The following is a 23,294-nucleotide window of genomic DNA, read 5'->3' on the forward strand; positions in this document are numbered from 1 at the left end:
TTAGAGTTAGATTCATATTCTACTAATAATTTATCCATACGAAAGTATTTATGGAATTTTACTCTTTTACTCTATATCTATACTATAAAAAAGACAATATCTTTTTTACACAATTTCAAAATTTAGTAAAGTGCTATTATACATTGTTCCTACTCCTATAGGAAATCTTGAAGATTTTACTTTCAGAAGTCTACGAGTCTTAAAAGAAGTAGACCTTATTCTGGTAGAAAATTACAATTTTTCAAAGAAATTATTAAATTTTTATAATATTAAAACTCATACCAAAACTTATCATATTCATAATGAACATAAAATAATTCCTTCTATTTTAGAAAAAATAAAGAAAGGAAAAAAAATAGCATTAATTTCCAATGCAGGAACACCAAGTATATCTGATCCAGGTTTTTTGCTCATTAAATCCTGCATAAATGCTTCTATATCTGTAGAATGTTTACCAGGACCGACAGCTTTTATTCCAGCATTAGTCATTTCTGGATTTCCTATTCATGAATTTGTATTTATTGGTTTTTTACCGAAAAAAAAAAGAAAAAAAAAACTAGAAAATTTATCTAAAGAAAATAGAACCTTGATTTTTTATGAATCTCCTCATAGATTAGTACGAACATTAAATGATTTAAAATATTTCTTTGGATTGGAAATAAATATTGTCATATGTAAAGAAATATCAAAAATTTTTCAAAAAACGTTAAGAGGAAATATTGAAGACATCATTTTATATTATAAAACACAAAAAAAAATATTGGGAGAATATACTTTAATTATTAGCAAAAAAAATAATAATTAAACATACTTTTTTTCCATCAATAATTCTGCAATTTGAATCGTATTTTTGGCAGCTCCTTTACGTAAATTATCTGCTACAATCCAAAGATTTAATGAATTTATACATGAATAATCTTTACGAATACGTCCAACAAAAACTTCATCTTTTCCATGAGAAAAAAATGGCATAGGGTAGATATTTTCTTTTGGAGAATCTTGAACAATGACCCCTTTTGTTTTGAAAAGAATTTCATATATTCTATTGATATTTGGTTCTTTTTTAAATGTTATATTGACACTTTCTGAATGTCCTCCTGTGACAGGAACTCTTACAGAAGTTGCTGTAATGGATATATTTTGATCATTCATTATTTTTCTTGTTTCCTTCATTAATTTGATTTCTTCCATTGTATAACCATTGCTGCTATCAAATGAATCACAATGTGGTAATACATTTTGAAAAATAGGATATGGATATATTTTCTCATATTCATCTTTATAATAAGAATACCCTTCTTTTTCTTTATTAAATTGATTTAAAGCTTTTTGTCCTGTACCAGTGATTGATTGATATGTAGATACGACTACACGATCTATACAATATTCCAAATGCAAAGGATATAAAATCATCACCAATTGTATTGTGGAACAATTTGGATTAGAAATGATTTTATCTGTTTTTTTTAAACAAGAAGCGTTTATTTCAGGAACAATTAATTTTTTGTCAGGATCCATTCTCCATGCAGAAGAATTATCAATAACAGTCACCCCCATTTCTGAAAATTTAGGAGCCCATTTTTTTGAAACATCTGATCCAGCTGAAAATAAAACAATCTGAGGAGATTTTGATAATAATTTTTCTATACTAATAACATTATATTTTTTTTTTTTGAAGAAAAATTCTTTTCCTATTGATTTTTCAGAAGCAGATAAATACAATTCATCTATTGGAAAATTTATTTGTTCTAAAATATCTATCATTACACGTCCAACCATACCGGTAACCCCTACTATTCCTAATTTCATAATATACATAGAATTAAAAAAAACGTAAATTTATAATAAAAAAAGGAAATAATAGTCTTTTCCATGTTTTTCATTTTTTTTATTTATTATGAATTAAATTGAAAAATCATAACAATGAAAATGGGAAAAATGATCATTTTATCAGGCCCTTCAGGGTGTGGAAAAACTACAATTTCTCATTATCTTCTTTCAAAAATTCCAGAATTGAAATTTTCTATATCATGTACTACACGAACAATTCGTTATCATGAAAAACATGGAAAAGACTATTATTTTCTTTCTAAGGATCAATTTATTTCTAAAATAAAAAAATATCAATTTGCAGAATGGGAAGAAGTTTATCCTAAACTATTTTATGGAACCTTAAAAAGTGAAATTTTAAGAATTTGGAAAATTAATAAACATGTTTTGTTTGATGTGGATGTAAAAGGGGGATTACATTTAAAAAAACAATATCCAAATAATTCATTATCTATATTTATAATGGTTCATTCCATAGAAATTTTAAAAAAAAGACTTTTCATAAGAAATTCTGAAAAGTTATCAAAAATTAAAATACGTTTAAATAAAGCAAAAATAGAATGTAATTATGCAAAATTATTTGATATTATATTACCAAATATTAATTTGATTAAGGCACAAAAAGAAGCAATAAAACTTGTTTCTAATTTTATATTTTAGAATAAATAAAAATCGGGGTGACTGGATTTGAACCAGCGACCACACGCCCCCCAGACGTGTACTCTTACCAATCTGAGCTACACCCCGAAAGCAATTTCCTGCTCCTCAGGCTGGATTTGAACCAGCGACACCCTGATTAACAGTCAGGTGCTCTAACCAACTGAGCTACTGAGGATTATTTATTTAATGGAATTTTTTCTATTCTAATTTTGTGTCTTCCTCCTTCAAAATCTGTTTTTAAAAACATTTCTACTATTTCTAGAACTTTATTTTTATTTATAAAACGTGCTGGAATACTAATCATATTAGCATTATTATGTCTTCTTGCTAAAAAAGCAACTTCTTTTTTCCATACTAATGCAGCACGAATTTTTTGATATTTATTAGCAGTCATAGCAGCGCCATTTCCGCTACCACAAATAATAATACCAAAATCTGCTTCTCCTTTTTCTACAAATTTAGCAACAGGATGAACAAAATCAGGATAATCCACCTTTTTTCCATAATGGGAAAATCCAAAATCTTTTATTTGACATCCTTGATTGATCAAAAAATCAATAATTAAACATTTATAATTTATTCCTGTATGATCGGATCCTATTGCTATTTTCATCAAAAAAACCAAATACCACAAAATTACATTAAAAATTTGTAATTTTTAATCGTTTTTTTTATTTCCAAAAAATTGTCACATTGATATTGTGAATAAAATAATATGTATGATATGATAAAAATCAATCAAATAAAAACTGTAAATGATTTTAATTTCAAAGATAAAATAGCTATAGTAAGAGTTGATTTTAATGTTCCCATTAATCATTTTTCTCATAAAATAATAGATGATACTAGAATTCAATACAGTATTCCTACTATTCAAAAAATTATTTCTGATCATGGAAAAATCGTATTAATATCTCATCTTGGAAGACCAAAAGGAAAACATTGTAAACGTGATTCTCTAAAAATTATAGTTCCTTTATTATCCAAAATCCTACAAATACCTATCAAATTTTCTGAAGATTGCATAGGAGAAAATGTAAAAAAAAATGTTTTTGAACTAAAAAATAAAGAAATTTTATTATTAGAAAATCTTCGTTTCTACAAAGAAGAAGAAGAAGGAAATAAAAATTTTGCCTTCAAATTAGCAAGTTTAGGAAATATTTATGTTAATGAAGCTTTTAGCGTTTCACATCGTTCACATGCTTCTATAAGTGTTATTCCAAAATTTTTTGGAAATAAAAAATGTATTGGACTTCTAATGAAAAAAGAAATTCAATGTTTAGAAAAAATATTAGGAAAAGGAAGAAAACCTATTACTATTTTATTAGGAGGAGCTAAAATATCTTCTAAAATTAACATTATTGAACATATTATTCATTTTGCAGATCATATTTTAATAGGGGGAGGAATGGCGTATCCTTTTATTAAGATGCAAGGAGGAAATATAGGAAAATCCATGATAGAAAAAGATCAAAATGAAAAAACTAAAAAAATACTAAAAAATATTCTTAATAAATGTAAAAAAAAAAAAAATTTATTTTTTCCAAAAGATGTTGTTATAGCCGATTCATTCAACAATCATGCTAATAAAAAAATTGTATCTATTCATTCTATACCTAATGGATGGATGGGACTAGACATAGCTCCTAACTCTATAAAATATTTTTGCGATATAATAAATCAATCTAATACTATTTTTTGGAATGGTCCTGTAGGGGTTTTTGAATTTTCTAATTTTTCCTTAGGAACTCGATCCATAGCAAAAGCAATTGTTAATGCAACTAAAAAAGGAGCTTTTTCTTTAATAGGTGGAGGAGATACTATTGCTTCATTAAAAATGGAAAAATGCGAAAAAAAAATAAGTTATCTCTCTACTGGAGGAGGCGCTATGTTAGAAAGTTTAAAAAATGAAACACTTACAGGAATAAAAGCTATCATTTCATAAAAACGAAACTTACAGTTAATTTTTTTAAAATTATTATATTTGTTGTCAATATTTGTTTTCAAAATAAAAAACTATGTTATTTAAACTTCCAAAATTATCTTATTCTTATAAGGATTTTGAACCTTATATAGATCGAAAAACTATGGAAATTCATTATACAAAACATCATTCGGCATATACTAACAACTTAAATAAAGCTATTGAGGGAACAGACATGGTTAATTTATCCATTGAAGAAATTTTAAGAAGGGCAAATATTGAAACTTCAATAATACGAAATAATAGTGGTGGATTTTATAATCATAATTTATTCTGGAAAATATTAATTCCTCATTCAGAAAGTACTCTTCCAAGTATGGATCTAAATGAAATTTTTAAAAAAAATTTCAAATCTTTTGATTCTTTTAAAGAAAAATTTTCTGAAATTGCGGCAAATCGTTTTGGTTCTGGATGGGCTTGGCTATGTGTGAAAAATAAAAATGAATTAACTATTTGTTCTACAGGAAATCAAGATAATCCATTAATGTTAGGAATAGGTTGTTGTGAAGGAACTCCAATTTTAGGACTAGATGTTTGGGAACATGCTTACTATCTTCAATATCAAAATCGTCGTTTAGATTATATTTCTTCTTTTTGGAATATTGTTAACTGGAAAAAAGTTGAAGAAAATTATAAAATAGCCATAGAAAAATAATTGAGAATACAAACAAAAATACATAAATCATAAATGATAATGATCTTATCATAATTCATTAATATTAATGGGGAAGATTATTTTAGAAAACATAAAATTATTTGGATTTCATGGATGTATGCCGGAAGAAGCATATGTAGGTTCTTATTATACAGTAAATATAGAAGTTGAATTGGATTTTTCTCAAGCTTCTATCAAGGATGATTTATCAAAAACCATTAATTATATACACTTATATCGTATTGTAAAAGAAGAAATGGCTATTAATTCTAAATTATTAGAACATTTAGCTCAAAGAATAATTCAAAGAATTAAAAAATATAGAACAAATTTAATCAAGTATACAAAAATAAAAATTTGTAAAGAAAATCCTCCCTTACAAAGTAGTGTAGATAGAGTATGCATTCTTTTAGAGGATCTCAGAGAATAAATCAATAAGAAAATTGTAAAATTATTTATTAATAATAATTTTTATTTTGGCACTGTGGCCGAGTGGAAAGGCAGAGGTCTGCAAAACCTTTTATAGCGGTTCGATTCCGCTCTGTGCCTTTTTTTATTAAGAATCTCTTAAAAAGAGAGAGATTTTTTTTTAGATTTATCTATTTCTATATTTTCTGTACATTTGCGAATTTAAATTGTAATTATAAAAATTTAAAAAAGAAAATAAGAATAACAAGATTTGATTTATTATATATTTATAAATTAAAATAATGAAGATCAATAATATTCTCATTTCACATCCTATGACAGGTTCAAATTCTCCATATCTAGAACTCAGTAAAAATAATAAAAATATAAAAATCGATTTTCGATCTTTTATAGAAGTAAAAGGAGCATCATCTGTCGATGTTAGAAAACAAAAAATTAATTTTTCTGATTTTACGGTGGTTCTTTTTATAAGTAAAAATTCTGTAGATCACTATTTCAGATTAGCAGAATCTATGCGTTTCAAAGTTCCTATTTCTATGAAATATGTTTGTCTAACAGAAACAATAGCTTATTATTTGCAAAAATATATAGTCTATAGAAAAAGAAAAATCCATGTTGGAAAAAAATACTTTCAAGATATACTCCCTTATATCAAAAAACATTCAAAAGAAAAATTCCTTTTACCATCTTCAGACATATTGAAACCAGAAATACCAAACATGCTAAATAAACTCAATAATCTTTTTTGGAAAAGAGCTATTCTATATAAAACTTCTTCCAGTGATTTATCTGATTTAAAACATATTATATATTATGATATTTTAGTTTTTTTTAGCCCTGCATGTATCAAATCTTTATTTGAAAATTTTCCAAATTTTAATCAAAAAAATATAAAAATTGCAACTTTCGGAAAGAATACTTTGAACGCTGCAGCTAAAGCTGGATTAAAAATAGCTATTAAAGTTCCCACTCCAGAATTTCCTTCTATGTCTATGGCTTTAGAAAAATATATAAAAGAATATCGTTAACTATTTATTATTCCACTGTTACAGACTTAGCTAAATTTCTTGGTTGGTCCACATTTTCTCCTCTTATAAAAGCTATTTGATAAGCCAATAATTGAAGAGGAATCACGGTTACTAATGGACTAAGTTCTTCAGAAATATTTGGAACCTTAATAACATAATCCGCTAACATGCTCACTTGAATATCTCCCTCATTTACTATAGCTATAATCTTTCCTTTTCTTGCTTTAATTTCCTGAATATTTCCTATTATTTTTTCATAACACCCTTTTTTTGTTGCAATAATAACTACTGGCATATTTTCATCTATTAAAGCAATAGGTCCATGTTTCATTTCAGCTGCAGGATACCCTTCAGCATGAATGTAGGAAATTTCTTTTAATTTTAAAGCTCCTTCCAAAGCCACTGGAAAATTAATTCCTCTTCCCAAATAAAGAAAATTATTGACATTATGATATACTTTAGATATTTTTTTTATGGATTCTTCATCTATTTTTAACGTTCTGTTCACTTTTTCTGGAATAGATCCAAGCTCTTGACACAAATAATTATAACGACTTTCTGTAATAGCTAGTCTATATTTCCCTATTTTCAAAGCTAACAAAACAAGAACTGTAATTTGTGCAGTAAAAGCTTTTGTAGAAGCAACTCCAATTTCAGGACCTGCATGTGTATAAGCTCCTGCATCTACATTTCTTGCAATAGATGATCCTACAACGTTGCAAATACCAAAAACAAAAGCTCCTTTTGTTTTTGCCAAATTTAAAGCCGATAAAGTATCTGCAGTCTCTCCTGATTGAGAAATAACTATAACAATATCTTTTTTTTCTATAATAGGATTTCTATATCTAAACTCAGAAGCATATTCCACTTCCACTGGAATCCGTGCAAGTTCTTCCAACAAATACTCTCCAATTAAACTTGCATGCCATGAAGTCCCACATGCAACTATAGTAATAGATTTGGCATTAATAAAAATATCTTTATTAGATTCAATTCCATTAATACAGATTAATCCATTTTTTATCAATAATCTTCCACGCAAAGTATCCAAAATGGTTTTTGGTTGTTCATAAATTTCTTTTAACATAAAATATTTATATTCTCCCTTTTCAATTTCTTTGAGATTAATTTGAAGCTCTTTAATAATTGGACTAAGTTTATGATTATCCACAATCTTACGAAGGTCCAATTCTTGATCCTTTCTAAGAATTGCCATTTCTCCATCTTTCAAATAAATAGCATTTTTTGTATAATCTAAAAAAGGAATAGGATCAGATGCAATAAAAAATTCTCTTTCATTAATTCCTAATGCAAGAGGACTTCCTAATTTTGCAATAACAATTCTTTCTGGATGAGATTTTTCTACTATAGCTATAGAATATGCTCCAACTATCTCATTCAAAGAAATTCGTACCGCTTCTTCTAAGGATAGCTTATTTTTCTTTTGAATATATTCAATCAAATTGACAAGAACTTCTGTATCTGTTTTACTTTTAAAAGTAAAACCATTTTTAAGTAAAATAATTTTAATTGCATGATAATTTTCTATAATTCCATTGTGAATTAAAATAAGTTCATTAGAATTAGAAACATGAGGGTGTGCATTAATATCATCTGGAATTCCATGTGTTGCCCATCTAGTATGTCCTATCCCTGTTGTTCCTTTAATTTTATAAGAAGAAATTTTTTTCTTTAATTCATGAACTTTCCCTTTGGATTTATATAAACTATATCCATTTTCATAAAAAATGGCAATTCCAGAACTATCATATCCGCGATACTCCAATTTCTTTAATCCATTAATCAGAATAGGATATGCTTCTCTATATCCCAAGTAACCAATTATACCACACATTCTAACTGATGATTAAATTAGAATTTAATTTTTTTTATTATATTAGTTAGATTAATTAATTTGTTCTAAAACAGTTTCTTTATAAAATTGTTGATAAACGGTCTCTATTTTTTCTACAGGATAATATTTTAATACTAAAAACTTGTTTTTTTCTATATAATCTTCTATTTCTTTTGGAAAAAAAAGATCTCCTTTTATGATAGCATCAGAAAAATCCATACACAACTTAATTAAGTTGAAATAATTTGGATTTTCTAGTAATTTTATTTTTTTATACTTAATTCCATCAAATTTAATTTTATTAATAAGATCTTCATTTAAAGATCCTTTAAAAGTCTTATTATATATAGATACAATTATTTTTGCATTTTGATAAATAGGATCATTTTTATAAAAATTCTTAATATATAATGGAATTAAAAAACTAATCCAACCGTATATATGAATAATGTCAGGAATCCAATTTAATTTTTTTACGGCTTCCAAAACTCCTTTTGTAAAGAATAAAGCTCTTTCATCATTATCATGAAAAAAAATCCCATTTTCATCTTCATATATTGCCTTTCTTTTAAAATATTCTTCGTTATCTATAAAATAAACTTGTAATCTGGCATCAGGAATAGACGCCACTTTAATCAATAAAGGTTGATCTATATCATTAATAATTAAATTCATTCCTGATAAACGAATAACTTCATGTAATTGATGTCTACGTTCGTTGATTACTCCAAATCTAGGCATAAAAATACGGACATCGTTACCAATAGACTGCATAAACTTGGTAACCTTAAAAACTGATAAAGAAATTGTATTCTCTGAAGAAAAAGGAAATAAATCTGAAGAAACATATAATATACGTTTACCTGTCATCTTAGAGTTATTTTTTTTATATTTTGATATATATATAGTAAAAAAACGGATCATTGCAAATATAATAAATAATATCCAATACTGAATGAGAACATATATGTCAAAAATGTATTTATCATTTCTTTATATCTAAATTTTTGTAGATTGCAGATTTTTTAATCTATAAAAAAACGGATCATTTTTATTGTTTATCATGAAAAAGAAAAAAAATAAATATAATAATTTCACTACTGGATTCATCAACATAACTAGATATGGATATGCATTTGTAAATGCAAATGGATTTCAAAAAGATATTTTTATTTCTAAAAAAAATACAAATAGAGCTTTAGAAGGAGATTTCGTTAAAATACGATTTAAAAATCGTTCTTCTAGTAGTAGTGGAAGAATAGAAGGAGAAGTCCTAAAAATTATCAAAAGAAAAAGAAAAAATTTTATTGGAATATTGAAAATTCAATCAAATTATAAATATGGATCAGTTATAATTTATAACAAAACTATTCATGTAAACATTCATATTTCAAAAAACAAATTAAAAGGACATTTTCATAATGAAAAAGTATTAGCACGAATAATATCATGGCCAAAAAATTTCAATAATCCTTTAGGAGAAATTATAAAAGTCTTTGGATTCTCCGGAGAACATAAAACAGAACTTTCTTCTTTGTTAGAAGAATATGAAATCCCATATAAATTCCCTAAAGAAGTAGAAAGAGAAGCGAAAAAAATTGGATACGAAAAAAATTTGGAGACCAATCAAAGAAGAGATATGCGAAATATTAATACTTTTACTATAGATCCTATTGATGCAAAAGATTTCGATGATGCTCTTTCCATTAGAAAATTAAATTCAAACATTTGGGAAATAGGAATTCACATTGCAGATGTATCACATTATGTAAAAGAAGGGAGTTTGTTAGATCAAGAAGCATATACACGTGCTACATCTATTTATTTTGTAGGTAGAGTAATCCCCATGCTTCCAAAAATATTATCCAATGATATTTGTTCTTTGCATCCAAAAAAAGATAAACTCAGTTTTTCATTCATTTTTAATATAAATAACAAAGGAAAAATATTAAAAAGTTGGTTTGGAAAAACAATTATACAATCTAATAGAAAATTTACATATGAAGAAGTTCAAAAAATCATAGATAAGAAAAAAGGAGATTTTTACGAAGAAATTTCTACTTTATTATTTTTTTCTAAAATTTTAACTAAAAATAGATTAAATGATGGGGCTATTTGTTTAGATAAAATGGAAATAAAATTTCATTTAGATGAAGAAAAGAATCCAACAGAATTATATTTAGAAAAAAATAATGAATCTCATAATCTAATAGAAGAATTTATGTTACTGGCTAACAGAAAAATTTCAGAATTTGTCAGTTTAAACATAGATGGAAAACCTTCCCAAAAAACATATATTTACAGAGTACACGATAAACCAGATTTTCAAAAAATTTTTGTTTTAAAAAAAATAATAGAACCTTTGGGATATTTCTTAGATATAAAAAATTTAAAAACATCCATTAATCATCTATTGAAAATAATTAAAGAGAAACCAGAAAAAAATATGATTGAAAATTTGATTTTACGTTCCATGAGTAAAGCAAAATATTCTACAAAAAATATAGGACATTATGGATTATCTTTTGTTCATTATACTCATTTTACTTCCCCTATAAGGAGATATTCAGATATTATAGCACATCGTTTATTGTATTATTATTTATTAAACAAAAAAAAATGGAAATCAAAATTAAAATCTGTAGATTTTTATGAAGAACAATCTAAACATTGTAGTTATAAAGAACGTATAGCAATAGATGCAGAAAGAGAATTTTCTAAATTTATACAAGTTAAATACCTAAAAAAATATTTAGGTCAAGAATTTGATGGTATCATTACAGGATTTACAGATTGGAGTGTTTATATTGATTTGATATTATTTCAAACTGAAGGAATGATACGATTACGTGATATTAAAGGGGATACTTATAGACTAAATCAAAATAATTACAGTATCATTGGTAAAAAAAAAAGAAAAGTTTACCATTTAGGAGATAAAGTAAAAGTTAAATTGATTGATGCCGATATAGAGAAAAAACAAATAACTCTTGATTGGTTGTAAAAAATTTAAATTCTCACAGAAGGAGGAACAAAAACAGTATAATCTCCCCCATTTCTTATGATATCTCTCACAATACAAGAACTAATATGAGATTTACTATAAGAAGAAAGAATCAATACCGTTTCAATACAATTCGTTTTTTCTAATTCTCTATTTGCATAAAACATATTTTTTTCAAATTCAAAATCTAATTGATTTCTAATTCCTCTTAACAAAAATTTAGCCTGTTTTTTTTTACAAAAAGAAGTCATCAGTCCTTGACATAATATATCTATTTCTATTTTAGAAAACCCTAAAAAAGTTTTTTTTATCCATTCTTTTCTTTTTTTAAAAGAAAACATATTTTTTTTTTCATAATTTTTTCCAATAACTATAATTATTTTATCAAATAGATTTAAAGATCTAATAATAATATCATAATGCCCTAAAGTTATAGGATCAAAAGAACCAGGAAAAACAGCAATTCTTTTCTCCATAAAATGAAAATGATCTTCTATCTATTATACACATAATATAAAAATTATTCTCAATAAATAAGAAGCATAAGAAAAGTTTTATTTTTGTTTTTGTAAACTCATTAAAATAAGATAATGGAAAAATTATGTTCTGGTTGTTTAAAAAAGGAATTCATCAACAACAATAATAATAATTTTTTATCAAAAAATAATATGAGACAAAAAAAACAATGTCTAAAAAAACTCGACGTAGTGGATTGGTTATCTAATATACAAACTCCTTTCAATTTTAGAAGAGATGATGATAATGATAACATAGTGGAAGTACAATTTAAAAATGATAGAAAAGAATTTTTTCATAATAAAGAAAAAATTATCCTGAGTAAAGGAGATTTTGTAACTGTGGAATCTAAATCTGGTGGATATGATGTAGGAAGAGTAACTATAACTGGAGAATTAGTAAAATTACAAATACGAAATAAAAATATTCCTTTGAATTCCTTAACAAAAAAAATATATAGAAAATCAACGGATAAAGAAATAGAAATATGGAATTCTTTGAAAAAAAAAGAGGACATAAGACTTATTCAGTCTAGAAAAATTGCAAAAAATTTAAATATTTCCATGAAAATTTGTGATATAGAATACCAAGGGGATGGAAAAAAAGCTACATTTTATTATACCTCAGAAAATAGAATAGATTTCAGAAAATTGATTAAAAAATTAGCTTTAACATTTCGTATACGTATAGAAATGCGTCAAATAGGATATAGACAAGAAGCAGCAAAAATTGGAGGAATCGGATCTTGCGGTCGTGAACTTTGTTGTTCGACTTGGTTAAAAAGTTTTAAAAGCGTTAATACGAATTCAGCGAGATATCAACAACTTTCTATCAAGATAGAAAAATTAACTGGACAATGTAACAAATTAAAATGTTGTCTCAATTATGAATTGGAGACCTATTTATTATCTATAAAGGATTTTCCAGAAATTAATAATAGTAAAATATACACAGAGAAAGGAGTGGCACAATGCATGAAAATTGATGTATTCAAAAAAACAATGTGGTATTCTTACATTAAGAATCCAAATACTTGGTTTAGAATAGAAGTAAAAAAAATAAAGGATATTTTAAAAAATAGAAACAATCAAATAGCTCCTTCCCTGGAGAAATTATCAACAATTAATGCTATTCATAAAACAGAATTAACATATTCTATTTAATAGTAGAGTAGTAAGTAGTAGAAGATAATCGTAGGAGTATGTTTTTTTTACTACAACTATATAATAATAAATAAAGTAGAAAAGTAGGCGTTAGTAATAATAATATATTGTTTTGCTTTTGTAGTAGTAGTAAAAAATAAAGACACAACAACATAAAATGCAAAAAAATAAAATAATTTTTATACGTGTATAAAAAAAATACAAAAATAAGTTTTTATTTTCGTATGCTTCTTTTTTATTTTTGGTTTTTCTTTTTTTTAGGGATTAGTATACTTTTTATAATTTTTTATGCTGCATCTAAAGGATACTTAGGAAATTTACCCAGTACTAAAGATATAGAAAAACCTACAATGGAAGTAGGATCAGAGGTCTATGATACCAATGGTATTTTACTTGGAAAGTTTTTCTCAGAAAATAGAACATTAATTACTTATAAACAACTTCCAAAAAATTTTGTTAATGCTCTTATAGCAAAAGAAGATATTCGTTTCAAATATCATTCAGGAATAGATATTAAATCTCTTATTAGAGCTATTCTTTCTTTAGGGAAAAAAGGTGGAGGAAGTACCATTTCTCAACAATTAGCAAAACTTCTTTTTACAGGAACATCTGCAAAAAATAAATTACAAAGAATTCATCAAAAACTTTTAGAATGGGTTATGGCAGTTGAATTGGAAAAACGTTATACAAAAGAAGAAATTATTACGATGTATTGTAATAAATTTGATTTTTTATATAATGCAAAAGGAATTGAAACCGCAGCTCATACTTATTTTAACAAAACAGCTTCTGAATTAAATTTAGGAGAATGTGCAACATTGGTTGGAATGCTAGAAAACCCTTCTTTATATAATCCAAAAATGTACCCCAATAGAGCTAAGAAACAAAGAAATTTAGTTTTGCATCAAATGAATAAATATGACTTTTTGAATATGTATAAATATAAAAAAGAGTTAAAAAAACCTATAATAATAAACTTCAAAATACAAAAAAAAGATTTTGAGTTGTTAACCTATTATGGAGATTTTTTGAAAAAGGAAATTCAAGAAGCATTAGATGCTTACGAAAAAAGAACTGGGGAAAAACTGAATCTTTATTCTAGTGGACTAAAAATATATACATCTATTGATGCAAAAATGCAAGATTATGCAGAAAAAGCTGTGAAAAAACATCTAAGTCAGTTGCAAATTTTATTTAATAATTTTCAAAAAAAAAATAAAAATGCTCCATTCTTAAATATATCTCCAGAAAAAACAAAAAGAATTCTTATATCTGCTATGCATAGAACACAATTTTATCAATATCTTAAACAAAAAGGAATAACAGAAGAAAAAATTATAGAAGAATTTAAAAAACCGAAATATATAAAATTGTTTACCTGGAATGGAGAAAAAAAAGTTTTAATGTCTCCATGGGATTTTATTCGTTATCAAAAAAGTATTATACAAGCTGGTTTATTATCTATAGAATCTTCTACTGGATATATAAAAGCATGGGTAGGTGGAATAGATTTTAATTATTTTCAATATGATCATGTGGCAAAAACACAACGTCAAATTGGTTCTGTTTTCAAGCCTATTTTATATGCTACAGCTATTAATGAATTACATTATACTCCTTGTACAAAAATTTCAAATGAAAAATTTCATTTAGGAAAATGGAGTCCTAGAAATTCAAATGGAAAATATGGAGGATTTCTTACATTAAAAGATGGATTAGCACAATCTGTCAATACTATTTCTGCTCGTCTCATTTCACAAATGACCCCTGGACCAGTTATTAGATTAGCAAGAAAAATGGGGATAGAATCTATAATTCCTGAACATCCATCTATTGCTCTTGGATCTGCAGATTTAACATTATATGAAATGACAGGAGCTTTTAATACATTTACTAATTACGGGGGGTACATCAAACCTAGTATTTTAGTTAAAATAGAAGATGAATATGGAAAATTCATCAAAGAACCCATAGATCTTAGTAGTATAAGGCAAGTATTTAGTGAAGAAGTGGCATATATAATGTTAAAATTAATGCAAGGAGTAGTGCAATATGGAACTGCTAAAAGATTGTTGAAGAAATATAATTTTTTTGGAATAGATATAGCAGGAAAAACTGGAACAAGTAATGATAATTCAGATGGATGGTTTATAGGAATGATTCCAAATTTAACTACTGGAATTTGGGTTGGTTGGGAAGATAGATTTGCTCATTTTGATAATATTAAATTAGGACAGGGAGCTAATATGGCATTACCTATATGGGCTTATTATATGCAAAGTTTATATAAATACATGAGACTCATTTATCATGAAAACTTATTATTTCATAAACCAGAAAACTATCAATATCATTGGGATCATTGTGAAGAAAACTTTTCTAAAAAGAATGAACATAAAGATGAAAAAGAAAAAAATACTGTTAAAGAAGAAGATATTATAATAAATTTTGATGAAAATTTAAATACTGAAAATAATAAAGATTATGATCAATAAAATTGATATTAGTTATGATAAAAAGAATATTAATTTTAGATAAAAATCATCCTTTTATTGTCTATAAATTAAGAAAAGAAGAATTTATTTGTGATGAAAATTATTCTGATTCTATAGAAAAAATTATAAAAAATATTTACTTGTATGATGGGGTTATTTTGAGAAGTCGTTTAAAAATAGATAAAACATTTATTAAAAAAGCAACAAATTTAAAATTTATAGCTAGAGTTGGATCTGGGATAGAAAATATAGATAAAGATTATGCTTTAAAAAAAGGAATTACATTAATTTCTTCTCCAGAAGGAAACAAAGATTCTGTAGCTGAACATGCTATAGCTATGCTTTTATGTATGATGAATAATGTTATTCGTTCGAATCAAGAAATTAAAAAAGGAAAATGGAATAGAGAATCAAATAGAGGAAAAGAGATAATGGGAAAAACAATAGGGATTATTGGATATGGAAATACAGGAAAAGCTTTTGCTAAAAAACTTTCAGGATTTGAAACAAAAACTTTATGTTACGATATACTCCCTAAGGTAGGGGATGCTTATGCAAAGCAAGTAGATATGAAAACAATTTTTATAAAATCGGATATAATTAGTTTACATGTTCCTTATACAAAGAAAACAAAAGGAATGATAAACGAAAATTTTATAAAAAATTTTTGTAAGCCTTTTTATTTTGTTAACACTTCTCGTGGAGGATGTGTGCTTACTGATCATTTAGTAAATGCATTGAAAAATGGGAAAATATATGGAGCATGTTTAGATGTATTAGAATATGAAAAATCTTCTTTTGAAGATTTTTTTGCTCATAGAACCCTTCCTAAAATTTTTTTTCAGCTTATTCGTTCTGAAAAAGTTATATTAACTTCACACATTGCTGGATGGACAAAAGAATCAAAATATAAAATGGCTAAAAATATTGTTGATAAAATTATTTCTTTAAAAAAAAAGTTTCAATTTAATTAATTGAATTGAACTCATTTATCACACATGATATTTATTCATATTCATTCTATTTTTGTCAATAGACAGATTTTAAATAACGTCCATTTTTTTTCATTTTTTTTATGAATTTTTTTGAGGAAAATATTCCTATTTCTTCTTCTATTAGACGAAATAATGTATTTTCTACATCTATGCTCATAGGATTTTTTTTTCCACAAATGTATATATATGCCCCATTTTTTATCCATGTGAAAATATTTTTACGATTTTCCCATATTTTATCTTGAACATAAATCTTTTTATTTTTATTATCTCTTGAAAAAGAGGTAGTTAAATAATTTAATACTCCATTTTTTTTCCAATTTTGGATTTCCATTTTATATAAAAAATCATTTTTAAAATGTTGATTTCCAAAAAAAAGCCAATTTTTTCCAGAATCTTGATGAACTTCTCTTTCATATAAAAAAGAACGGAAAGGCGCTATGCCTGTTCCAGCAGCAATGAGTATTATGTCTTTATTTGATTCTGGTAATTTTAATACGTGGTTTTTATGAACAAAAAAAGATAGTTGATCTCCTTTTTTCAATTTAGAAAGAAAATTAGAACAAAATCCATATTTCATTTTTCCATTTAGTTGAAAACTATGACGTAACACTGTAATATGTATTTCATTATTGTGTACTATGGGAGAAGAAGAAATAGAGTATAATCTAGGTTTTATAGGATCCATGATCCTAATCAAATCTTTTAATTGAATTTTTTTTTTATAGGAAATTCTTTCAAAAGAGAAAAAAAACTACATTTTCTATTATTGTCATTAGGAATGAAATTCATTTCTGATAAAAAAGAATATCTTTTCATCATATTTATGGATAAATGAACAATATTCAATTGTTTTTTTAATAAATTGAATATCATATTTTCTTCATATTTATTTTTTTCCAAAAAAATTTTTTCATTTTTCTGAAAAAGATTCATAATCTTATGAACTTCATATGAAGAATTTTCAGCTATGACGGATATAGAATCTCCCGGGGAATAGTCAACTTTTTTTTTATCCATTATTAATATTTCAATATGATGAAATTCTTTAGATTTTTCTCCTTCTATGCTTCTTTTTTTGTTTAAAAGAACATTAGTCAAAACTATTCCATTTTTTTTGACATTATTATTTTCTTCTCCTTTTTGCATTATTATTATTGATATACATTATTTTTTATTCTTAACATTTTTTTTGATTATTTTTATTCTTCTATTTCTTCGTACTAATATAAAAAAAGATTCTCTACTGATAAATATCTTTCTCCAGTATCATAATTAAATGTAAGTATTGTAGAATTTTTAGGAATATTAGGGAGTTGTTTTTCTATAGCTGAAAGAGAAGCCCCTGTAGAAATTCCTACAAGAATTCCTTCTTTTATTGCTATTTTTCTAACAAAATTAAATGCTTCTTCTTTGGATACTAAAAAAGATCCATTTAATATTTTAACATTTAGAATAGAAGGAATAAATCCAGCTCCTAATCCTTGCAAAGAATGAGGCCCTCCTTTTCCTCCAAATATAACCGGAGACTCCACTGGTTCTACAGAAAAAATTTTTATATTTGGAAATTTTTTTTTCAACACTTCTGAAACTCCAGTGATGTGTCCTCCAGTTCCCACTCCTGTAATAAAATAATCTATTCCTTTTGGAAAGGAATTAATAATTTCCCTTGCTGTTGTGTGTTTATGTATATTTGTATTTGAAACATTGTCAAATTGTCTTGGCATCCAAGAATTAGGAATGGAGTGGATCAATTCTTCTGCTTTTTTAATAGCTCCTCTCATGCCTTCTTCTTTAGAAGTAAGAACAAATTTTGCTCCAAAAATAGAAAAAAGTTTTCTTCTTTCAAGACTCATAGATTCAGGCATTACTAAAATAAGACGATAACCTTTTACAGCGGAAACCATGGCCAATCCGACTCCTGTATTTCCAGAAGTAGGTTCTATGATGATATCTCCTTTTTTAATAATTCCTTTATTTTCTGCATCTTCAATCATTGATAATGCAATTCTATCTTTAATACTTCCTCCAGGATTATTTTTTTCCAATTTCATCCATACTTGATGACTAGGAAACAAACGATGAAGATGGACATGAGGTGTATTTCCAATAGTTTTCAATATATTTTCTACTCTCATTTTATTTTTTTTATTATATATTATTAAAAATTATATCATAAAATTAATAGGATCAGGAAAAGGACTATTATTACGCATTCTAATTTCACTTTTTTGATATACTATAGAAAAAGGTGGAATACTACGTGTAACCCATACATTTCCTCCAAGGACACTATCATGTCCAATAACGGTTTCTCCTCCTAGAATTGTTGCTCCAGCATAAATAGTGACTTTATCTTCTATAGTAGGATGACGTTTTTTATTTGCTAATTGTTTATCAACATATATAGCTCCTAAAGTTACTCCTTGATATATTTTAACTTGATTTCCTATTTTTGTGCTAGATCCAATTACAATTCCAGTTCCATGATCTATGACGAAAGCTTTTCCTATTTCTGCAGAAGCATGAATATCTATTCCAGTTTTGCTATGGGCATATTCTGTTATTAACCTAGGTAAAATAGGAATTTTTTGAATCCATAATTGATGAGACATTCTATATAATGCTGTAGCAAAAAAACCAGGATAAGACAAAAAAATTTCTTCTAGAACAGTTGCTGCAGGATCAAATTCGAGTATAGCATTAGCATCTATAATTAATAGATGATAAATATGAGGAATTTTATCAAAAAAGATTTGAGAAATTTTTTCAGCATTTTTTTCTTTTATATTCAATTCTAGTAAAATTGAATACAATTTTTTTTGTAATATTTTGTAATTCTCTTTAAAAGAGAAAACATCCTTTAAAAGATTTCTATCAGGTGTAAAAAGAATATGAAATAAATCTTCTACAAATTTTTTGGATGTTTTTTTATTAGGAAAATAAGATTTACTTTTTTTATTATTTTCAAACAATTTTATTAAAAAATTTGAATTTGACATTTACTTAACTAATTTTTTTTTATTTATCCTATTTTTTTTATTATTATCATACAAAATATAAAACATCATTTTCATTATTTAATGAAATAATTTTTTTTATTATTTTTTAACTTTATGTTATGTGTTGTGTGTGTTATTATTATTATTGATAGATAGTAAAAATAAATATAATAATTTATTGATTTAACATTTTTTTTGAAAAAATTATTATTGATTTTTCACTCATTTTTTTTATGGAAAAAAATTTATATTATATTATGACAATGAAAAAAATAAAAGTGGATCATCCTATAGTGGAAATGGATGGAGATGAAATGGCGAGAGTCATATGGAGATATATCAAAAAATATTTGATAATTCCTTATTTAGATATAAAAATTATATACTTTGATCTTGGAATAAAAAATAGAGATTTTACAAATGATCAAATCACTATAGATGCAGCTCATGCAATAAAAAAATATAATGTAGGAATAAAATGTGCAACTATCACGCCTGATGAGGAAAGAATGAAAGAATTTCATTTAAAAAAAATATGGAAATCTCCAAATGGAACCATTAGAAACATGATAAATGGAACTATTTTTAGAGAACCTATCATCGCAAAAAATATTCCTCGTTTGATTCCAAATTGGAAAAATCCTATCTGCATAGCACGTCATGCATATGCAGATCAATATAATGCAATTGATTTTCTTGTTAAAGAAAAAGGAAAATTGTATATCTCTTTTATTCCAGACAATAATGAAAATATTCATCCAAAAAATCATTTTCAAAAATTTGAAATACACCATTTTTTAGGACCAGGAATAGCTATGGGAATATATAATACAGATCAATCTATCTATGGATTTGCTCGTTCTTGTTTTAATTATTCTATTTATAAAAAATGGCCTCTTTTTCTTTCTACAAAGAATACCATTCTCAAAACATATGACGGTAGATATAAAGATATTTTTCAAGATTTGTATGAAAACGAGTTTCAATCAAAATTTAAAGATTTGAAAATTACTTATGAGCATCGTTTAATTGATGATATGGTAGCAAATGTAATAAAATCAAATGGTGGATTTGTATGGGCATGTAAAAATTATGATGGAGATGTACAATCGGATGCAATAGCTCAAGGATTTGGATCATTAGGAATGATGACTTCAATTTTACTAACTCCAGATGGAAAGACATTAGAATCCGAAGCTGCTCATGGAACTGTAACAAAGCATTATAGATTGTATCAAAAAGGAGAAAAAACATCAACAAATCCTATTGCCTCTATTTTTTCTTGGACACGTGGACTTAAACATCGTGCATTTCTAGATAAAAATAAAGATTTAAAAAATTTTTCTGAAAAAATAGAACAAACATGTCTAGAAGTGATAGAATCTGGAAAAATGACTAAAGATTTATTCCAACTTGTTCCTTATAATAAAAAGAAAAAAAAGAATTATTTTAATTACTTAGATACAAAATCCTTCCTTCATTTATTAAAATTTCATTTTGAAAAAAAAATACAAAAAATTTAATTTTTTTTTTGAATGAGTTCATTTATTATTTTTTTTCTATTAAATTTTTCAAATGAATTTTTTGAAAATCTTTCCACAAAAAAAATATGTTTTGGCTTATAAAATTTTTTTTTTCCGACAAAAATTGATTCTGGAATTTTGAAATTGAAAGGTTTACTTTCAATAACTAATACAATTTTATCCCCTAATTTTTTATCTGGGATTGAAGATACAAAAAATAGTTTATGAAAAGGAATAAATGGAAAAATCTCTTTTTCTATTAATTCAGGAATAACTTTTATTCCACCGCTATTAATCATATTATCATATCTTCCAACCCAATTAAATTTATGTTTTGATATCATATGAACAATATCATTCGTTTGAATAAATGAATCTGAATCCAGAATAATATTATTATTACTACGATGATATGGGGAAAATATTTTTAAGCAGTTTCTTTTGTCTACACTTAAATGAACATCTTTAAATGATTGATAATAATTAGTTTTATCTAAGCCATTAATTTTTTTTAAAGCAATATGACCTAATGTTTCTGTCATTCCATAAGTAGAATAACAAAGAGTTGAAATATTTTGTAATTTTTTTTCTAAATCAATAGAAATAGGAGCCCCACCTATTAAAAGGATTTTTATTTTTTCTCTTTTTAATTTTTTTAAAGATGAATAAACTTGTATAGGAACCATTGAGGAAATATCAAAAGATTCTTTGATATCTTTTAATGGATTAGATGATGGAAGAATACAATAAACATTCCATTTAAATATAATTGCACGAACCAAAAACATTTTTGTTGCTATATAATCTATAGATAAACATAATAAACCTAGAATTCCATTTTTTTTTAAATCTAAAAAATCTACTGTCATTTTTGCACATGCTATCATATATTTTTTATTTAAAAAAATTTTTTTAGGAATTCCCGTTGTTCCAGAAGTAAAACCAATTAATACTGGACTACAGTCATACCAACTTTTTAAAAAAGAAAAAATTGATTTTTGCAAAAAAAATAAAGGATGATCACTAGAAATTAAATTAGTGAATATGTTTTTTGAAGAAAAATCAATCCATATTCCTAAATGAGATTTTTTATTTTCCATTTTCGTAAAGGATTATACCAAATATTTCCTTTTTCTACCTGCAAAGGAGAATAAAAATTATTGATATAAAAAGATCCTGTATTTAATCCATGAACAATTGAATGATTTCTTTTTTCAACAATATTAAAAGTCCATTGAGAAATAGCGTTGATTCCTATATTACTTTCCAAAGAAGAACTAATACACCAACCTATTTTTCTTTTTTCAGCTTCTAATATCCATTCTTCAGAACCAAAAAAACCTCCACATATATTGGGTTTGATAACAATATAATGAGGACATATAATATCTAATAATTTTTTTTTCAGTTTTAAATTATGAATTTTTATTAATTCTTCATCTAATGCAATAGGTAATTTTGAATTTTTACATAAATGAGACATATCATTCCAATTTCCAGAACCTATAGGTTGTTCTATATAATGAATAATATTTAAATCAAATAATTTTTCTATACAATCTAAAGCATTTTTTCTACTTTTAAAAGAACCATTTGCATCTACACGTATTTTTATATGAGGATATTCTTTTTTAACCTTTTTTAATACCAAATATTGATAATAGAAAAATTTTGAATTTATTTTCATTTTAATAAATGAAAATTTTTGAAGAATTTTTTTTTCTATTGATTTGAATAATAAAGTTTTATCTTCTTTAAAAGTATTTAACCAAATTAAACTGTTTGTAGGAAGTCCTACTTTCCCATTAGTAAAATCAGAGCTATATAATATTGGAAATCTATTTTTTAGACTTAAAAAAGCTTGTTCTAATCCAAAAAAAATAGATGAATATGAAATAAATCTATGATAATAATAGCATTCCATTTTTTTTAAAATATTTATCCTTTCAGAAAGATATTGTAATTCTTTTTCATAATTATTCAAATTATCAAATGCAAATTGATCCAATAATGGATTACATTCTCCAATTCCTATTTTATTTTCTTTTTTTATGACTAAAAACCAAATAATATTATACTTAAATATTCTATTTGAGTTTTTTACTTTTTTTTGAAAAAAAAACTGATATTTCTTTAATATAGATTTCATTATCAA

At 25.3% G+C, this 23,294-nt stretch carries 22 protein-coding genes and 3 tRNA genes; 12 read left to right on the plus strand and 13 right to left on the minus strand.

The window, feature by feature from the left end:
* The first annotated feature begins 130 nt into the window (after nt 1–130).
* Complete coding sequence (gene rsmI / locus H0H53_RS01650; RefSeq protein WP_185870282.1) at nt 131–805, plus strand: 16S rRNA (cytidine(1402)-2'-O)-methyltransferase; 675 nt, start codon at nt 131–133, stop codon at nt 803–805.
* Here rsmI and H0H53_RS01655 read toward each other — a convergent pair.
* On the minus strand, nt 802–1,809 hold the full coding sequence (locus H0H53_RS01655) for an aspartate-semialdehyde dehydrogenase (protein ID WP_185870283.1): 1,008 nt from the start codon (nt 1,807–1,809) through the stop codon (nt 802–804). The genes rsmI and H0H53_RS01655 overlap by 4 nt on opposite strands.
* A gap of 114 nt (nt 1,810–1,923) precedes the next feature.
* Here H0H53_RS01655 and gmk point away from each other — a divergent pair, with 114 nt between their 5' ends.
* The gene (gene gmk, locus H0H53_RS01660) at nt 1,924–2,490 is read left to right on the plus strand and encodes a guanylate kinase (RefSeq protein WP_185870284.1); all 567 of its coding nucleotides are present in this window, start codon (nt 1,924–1,926) and stop codon (nt 2,488–2,490) included.
* Nucleotides 2,491–2,502: 12 nt separating this feature from the next.
* Here gmk and H0H53_RS01665 read toward each other — a convergent pair.
* The 3 genes from H0H53_RS01665 to H0H53_RS01675 form a co-directional block, all read right to left on the minus strand.
* A tRNA-Pro gene (locus H0H53_RS01665) sits at nt 2,503–2,577 on the minus strand.
* Nucleotides 2,578–2,591: 14 nt separating this feature from the next.
* Nucleotides 2,592–2,665, minus strand: a tRNA-Asn gene (locus tag H0H53_RS01670).
* Nucleotides 2,666–3,103 carry an RpiB/LacA/LacB family sugar-phosphate isomerase gene (locus tag H0H53_RS01675; RefSeq protein ID WP_185870285.1) on the minus strand — a complete coding sequence of 146 codons (438 nt, stop codon included), beginning with the start codon at nt 3,101–3,103 and terminating at the stop codon, nt 2,666–2,668. It lies immediately after the preceding tRNA gene.
* Between the two features lie 102 nt (nt 3,104–3,205).
* On the opposite strand from H0H53_RS01675, the gene H0H53_RS01680 reads away from it, so the two are divergent.
* From H0H53_RS01680 to H0H53_RS01700, 5 genes are all read left to right on the plus strand, one after another.
* Entirely contained in the window at nt 3,206–4,435 is a 1,230-nt protein-coding gene (locus tag H0H53_RS01680; RefSeq protein ID WP_238784245.1) for a phosphoglycerate kinase, read from the plus strand.
* 73 nt (nt 4,436–4,508) lie between these two features.
* The gene (locus tag H0H53_RS01685) at nt 4,509–5,129 is read left to right on the plus strand and encodes a superoxide dismutase (RefSeq protein ID WP_185870286.1); all 621 of its coding nucleotides are present in this window, start codon (nt 4,509–4,511) and stop codon (nt 5,127–5,129) included.
* A 67-nt stretch (nt 5,130–5,196) separates the two neighbouring features.
* Nucleotides 5,197–5,559 carry a dihydroneopterin aldolase gene (gene folB, locus H0H53_RS01690; protein WP_185870287.1) on the plus strand — a complete coding sequence of 121 codons (363 nt, stop codon included), beginning with the start codon at nt 5,197–5,199 and terminating at the stop codon, nt 5,557–5,559.
* A gap of 48 nt (nt 5,560–5,607) precedes the next feature.
* Nucleotides 5,608–5,678: transfer RNA gene (locus H0H53_RS01695), tRNA-Cys, on the plus strand.
* 161 nt (nt 5,679–5,839) lie between these two features.
* Nucleotides 5,840–6,586, plus strand: a complete 747-nt coding sequence (locus H0H53_RS01700; RefSeq protein WP_185870288.1) for a uroporphyrinogen-III synthase — start codon at nt 5,840–5,842, stop codon at nt 6,584–6,586.
* A gap of 7 nt (nt 6,587–6,593) precedes the next feature.
* Here the strand turns inward: H0H53_RS01700 and glmS are convergent, their stop codons facing one another.
* Both glmS and H0H53_RS01710 read right to left on the minus strand, forming a co-directional pair.
* Nucleotides 6,594–8,441, minus strand: a complete 1,848-nt coding sequence (gene glmS / locus H0H53_RS01705; protein ID WP_185870289.1) for a glutamine--fructose-6-phosphate transaminase (isomerizing) — start codon at nt 8,439–8,441, stop codon at nt 6,594–6,596.
* Between the two features lie 51 nt (nt 8,442–8,492).
* Entirely contained in the window at nt 8,493–9,311 is an 819-nt protein-coding gene (locus tag H0H53_RS01710) for a glycogen/starch synthase (protein ID WP_185870290.1), read from the minus strand.
* Between the two features lie 193 nt (nt 9,312–9,504).
* On the opposite strand from H0H53_RS01710, the gene rnr reads away from it, so the two are divergent.
* Complete coding sequence (rnr, locus tag H0H53_RS01715; protein ID WP_185870291.1) at nt 9,505–11,445, plus strand: ribonuclease R; 1,941 nt, start codon at nt 9,505–9,507, stop codon at nt 11,443–11,445.
* A gap of 5 nt (nt 11,446–11,450) precedes the next feature.
* Here rnr and coaD read toward each other — a convergent pair whose 3' ends face one another.
* Nucleotides 11,451–11,921, minus strand: coding sequence for a pantetheine-phosphate adenylyltransferase (gene coaD, locus H0H53_RS01720; RefSeq protein ID WP_185870292.1), 471 nt, complete (start codon nt 11,919–11,921; stop codon nt 11,451–11,453).
* 114 nt (nt 11,922–12,035) lie between these two features.
* Between coaD and H0H53_RS01725 the strand changes: the two genes are divergently transcribed.
* From H0H53_RS01725 to H0H53_RS01735, 3 genes are all read left to right on the plus strand, one after another.
* Complete coding sequence (locus tag H0H53_RS01725; RefSeq protein ID WP_185870293.1) at nt 12,036–13,124, plus strand: PSP1 domain-containing protein; 1,089 nt, start codon at nt 12,036–12,038, stop codon at nt 13,122–13,124.
* A gap of 224 nt (nt 13,125–13,348) precedes the next feature.
* On the plus strand, nt 13,349–15,619 hold the full coding sequence (locus H0H53_RS01730; RefSeq protein WP_185870294.1) for a transglycosylase domain-containing protein: 2,271 nt from the start codon (nt 13,349–13,351) through the stop codon (nt 15,617–15,619).
* A 14-nt stretch (nt 15,620–15,633) separates the two neighbouring features.
* The gene (locus H0H53_RS01735; RefSeq protein ID WP_185870295.1) at nt 15,634–16,593 is read left to right on the plus strand and encodes a 2-hydroxyacid dehydrogenase; all 960 of its coding nucleotides are present in this window, start codon (nt 15,634–15,636) and stop codon (nt 16,591–16,593) included.
* Between the two features lie 55 nt (nt 16,594–16,648).
* Here the strand turns inward: H0H53_RS01735 and H0H53_RS03070 are convergent, their stop codons facing one another.
* The 4 genes from H0H53_RS03070 to H0H53_RS01750 form a co-directional block, all read right to left on the minus strand.
* Entirely contained in the window at nt 16,649–17,302 is a 654-nt protein-coding gene (locus H0H53_RS03070; protein ID WP_238784246.1) for a flavodoxin domain-containing protein, read from the minus strand.
* Nucleotides 17,303–17,319: 17 nt separating this feature from the next.
* Nucleotides 17,320–17,763, minus strand: coding sequence for a ferredoxin reductase domain-containing protein (locus tag H0H53_RS03075; protein WP_238784247.1), 444 nt, complete (start codon nt 17,761–17,763; stop codon nt 17,320–17,322).
* A gap of 74 nt (nt 17,764–17,837) precedes the next feature.
* Nucleotides 17,838–18,752 (minus strand): cysteine synthase A, encoded by a 915-nt coding sequence (gene cysK / locus H0H53_RS01745; RefSeq protein WP_185870296.1) that lies wholly within the window; start codon nt 18,750–18,752, stop codon nt 17,838–17,840.
* Between the two features lie 30 nt (nt 18,753–18,782).
* Nucleotides 18,783–19,616, minus strand: a complete 834-nt coding sequence (locus H0H53_RS01750) for a serine O-acetyltransferase (protein WP_185870297.1) — start codon at nt 19,614–19,616, stop codon at nt 18,783–18,785.
* A gap of 263 nt (nt 19,617–19,879) precedes the next feature.
* On the opposite strand from H0H53_RS01750, the gene H0H53_RS01755 reads away from it, so the two are divergent.
* Nucleotides 19,880–21,139 (plus strand): NADP-dependent isocitrate dehydrogenase, encoded by a 1,260-nt coding sequence (locus H0H53_RS01755; RefSeq protein WP_185870783.1) that lies wholly within the window; start codon nt 19,880–19,882, stop codon nt 21,137–21,139.
* On the opposite strand, the gene H0H53_RS01760 is transcribed toward H0H53_RS01755, so the two are convergent.
* Nucleotides 21,136–22,239: an AMP-binding protein gene (locus H0H53_RS01760; protein ID WP_185870298.1), complete on the minus strand. Its 1,104-nt coding sequence runs from the start codon at nt 22,237–22,239 to the stop codon at nt 21,136–21,138. The two genes, H0H53_RS01755 and H0H53_RS01760, sit on opposite strands and share 4 nt — an antisense overlap.
* Nucleotides 22,215–23,288: an enolase C-terminal domain-like protein gene (locus tag H0H53_RS01765; protein WP_185870299.1), complete on the minus strand. Its 1,074-nt coding sequence runs from the start codon at nt 23,286–23,288 to the stop codon at nt 22,215–22,217. Before H0H53_RS01765 ends, H0H53_RS01760 begins: the two co-directional genes overlap by 25 nt.
* Nucleotides 23,289–23,294: the final 6 nt, after the last annotated feature.

This window comes from Blattabacterium cuenoti (assembly GCF_014251955.1).
Classification (GTDB): domain Bacteria; phylum Bacteroidota; class Bacteroidia; order Flavobacteriales; family Blattabacteriaceae; genus Blattabacterium; species Blattabacterium cuenoti_L.

What these genes read in the sequence shown, in the direction of transcription:
- H0H53_RS01655 (WP_185870283.1), bottom strand. Translation starts at nt 1,809, where the DNA reads ATGAAATTAGGAATAGTAGGGGTTACCGGTATGGTTGGACGTGTAATG.
- gmk (WP_185870284.1), top strand. Translation starts at nt 1,924, where the DNA reads ATGAAAATGGGAAAAATGATCATTTTATCAGGCCCTTCAGGGTGTGGA.
- H0H53_RS01675 (WP_185870285.1), bottom strand. Translation starts at nt 3,103, where the DNA reads ATGAAAATAGCAATAGGATCCGATCATACAGGAATAAATTATAAATGT.
- H0H53_RS01680 (WP_238784245.1), top strand. Translation starts at nt 3,206, where the DNA reads ATGTATGATATGATAAAAATCAATCAAATAAAAACTGTAAATGATTTT.
- H0H53_RS01685 (WP_185870286.1), top strand. Translation starts at nt 4,509, where the DNA reads ATGTTATTTAAACTTCCAAAATTATCTTATTCTTATAAGGATTTTGAA.
- folB (WP_185870287.1), top strand. Translation starts at nt 5,197, where the DNA reads ATGGGGAAGATTATTTTAGAAAACATAAAATTATTTGGATTTCATGGA.
- H0H53_RS01700 (WP_185870288.1), top strand. Translation starts at nt 5,840, where the DNA reads ATGAAGATCAATAATATTCTCATTTCACATCCTATGACAGGTTCAAAT.
- glmS (WP_185870289.1), bottom strand. Translation starts at nt 8,441, where the DNA reads ATGTGTGGTATAATTGGTTACTTGGGATATAGAGAAGCATATCCTATT.
- H0H53_RS01710 (WP_185870290.1), bottom strand. Translation starts at nt 9,311, where the DNA reads ATGACAGGTAAACGTATATTATATGTTTCTTCAGATTTATTTCCTTTT.
- rnr (WP_185870291.1), top strand. Translation starts at nt 9,505, where the DNA reads ATGAAAAAGAAAAAAAATAAATATAATAATTTCACTACTGGATTCATC.
- coaD (WP_185870292.1), bottom strand. Translation starts at nt 11,921, where the DNA reads ATGGAGAAAAGAATTGCTGTTTTTCCTGGTTCTTTTGATCCTATAACT.
- H0H53_RS01725 (WP_185870293.1), top strand. Translation starts at nt 12,036, where the DNA reads ATGGAAAAATTATGTTCTGGTTGTTTAAAAAAGGAATTCATCAACAAC.
- H0H53_RS01730 (WP_185870294.1), top strand. Translation starts at nt 13,349, where the DNA reads ATGCTTCTTTTTTATTTTTGGTTTTTCTTTTTTTTAGGGATTAGTATA.
- H0H53_RS01735 (WP_185870295.1), top strand. Translation starts at nt 15,634, where the DNA reads ATGATAAAAAGAATATTAATTTTAGATAAAAATCATCCTTTTATTGTC.
- H0H53_RS03070 (WP_238784246.1), bottom strand. Translation starts at nt 17,302, where the DNA reads ATGGATCCTATAAAACCTAGATTATACTCTATTTCTTCTTCTCCCATA.
- H0H53_RS03075 (WP_238784247.1), bottom strand. Translation starts at nt 17,763, where the DNA reads ATGCAAAAAGGAGAAGAAAATAATAATGTCAAAAAAAATGGAATAGTT.
- cysK (WP_185870296.1), bottom strand. Translation starts at nt 18,752, where the DNA reads ATGAGAGTAGAAAATATATTGAAAACTATTGGAAATACACCTCATGTC.
- H0H53_RS01750 (WP_185870297.1), bottom strand. Translation starts at nt 19,616, where the DNA reads ATGTCAAATTCAAATTTTTTAATAAAATTGTTTGAAAATAATAAAAAA.
- H0H53_RS01755 (WP_185870783.1), top strand. Translation starts at nt 19,880, where the DNA reads ATGAAAAAAATAAAAGTGGATCATCCTATAGTGGAAATGGATGGAGAT.
- H0H53_RS01760 (WP_185870298.1), bottom strand. Translation starts at nt 22,239, where the DNA reads ATGGAAAATAAAAAATCTCATTTAGGAATATGGATTGATTTTTCTTCA.
- H0H53_RS01765 (WP_185870299.1), bottom strand. Translation starts at nt 23,288, where the DNA reads ATGAAATCTATATTAAAGAAATATCAGTTTTTTTTTCAAAAAAAAGTA.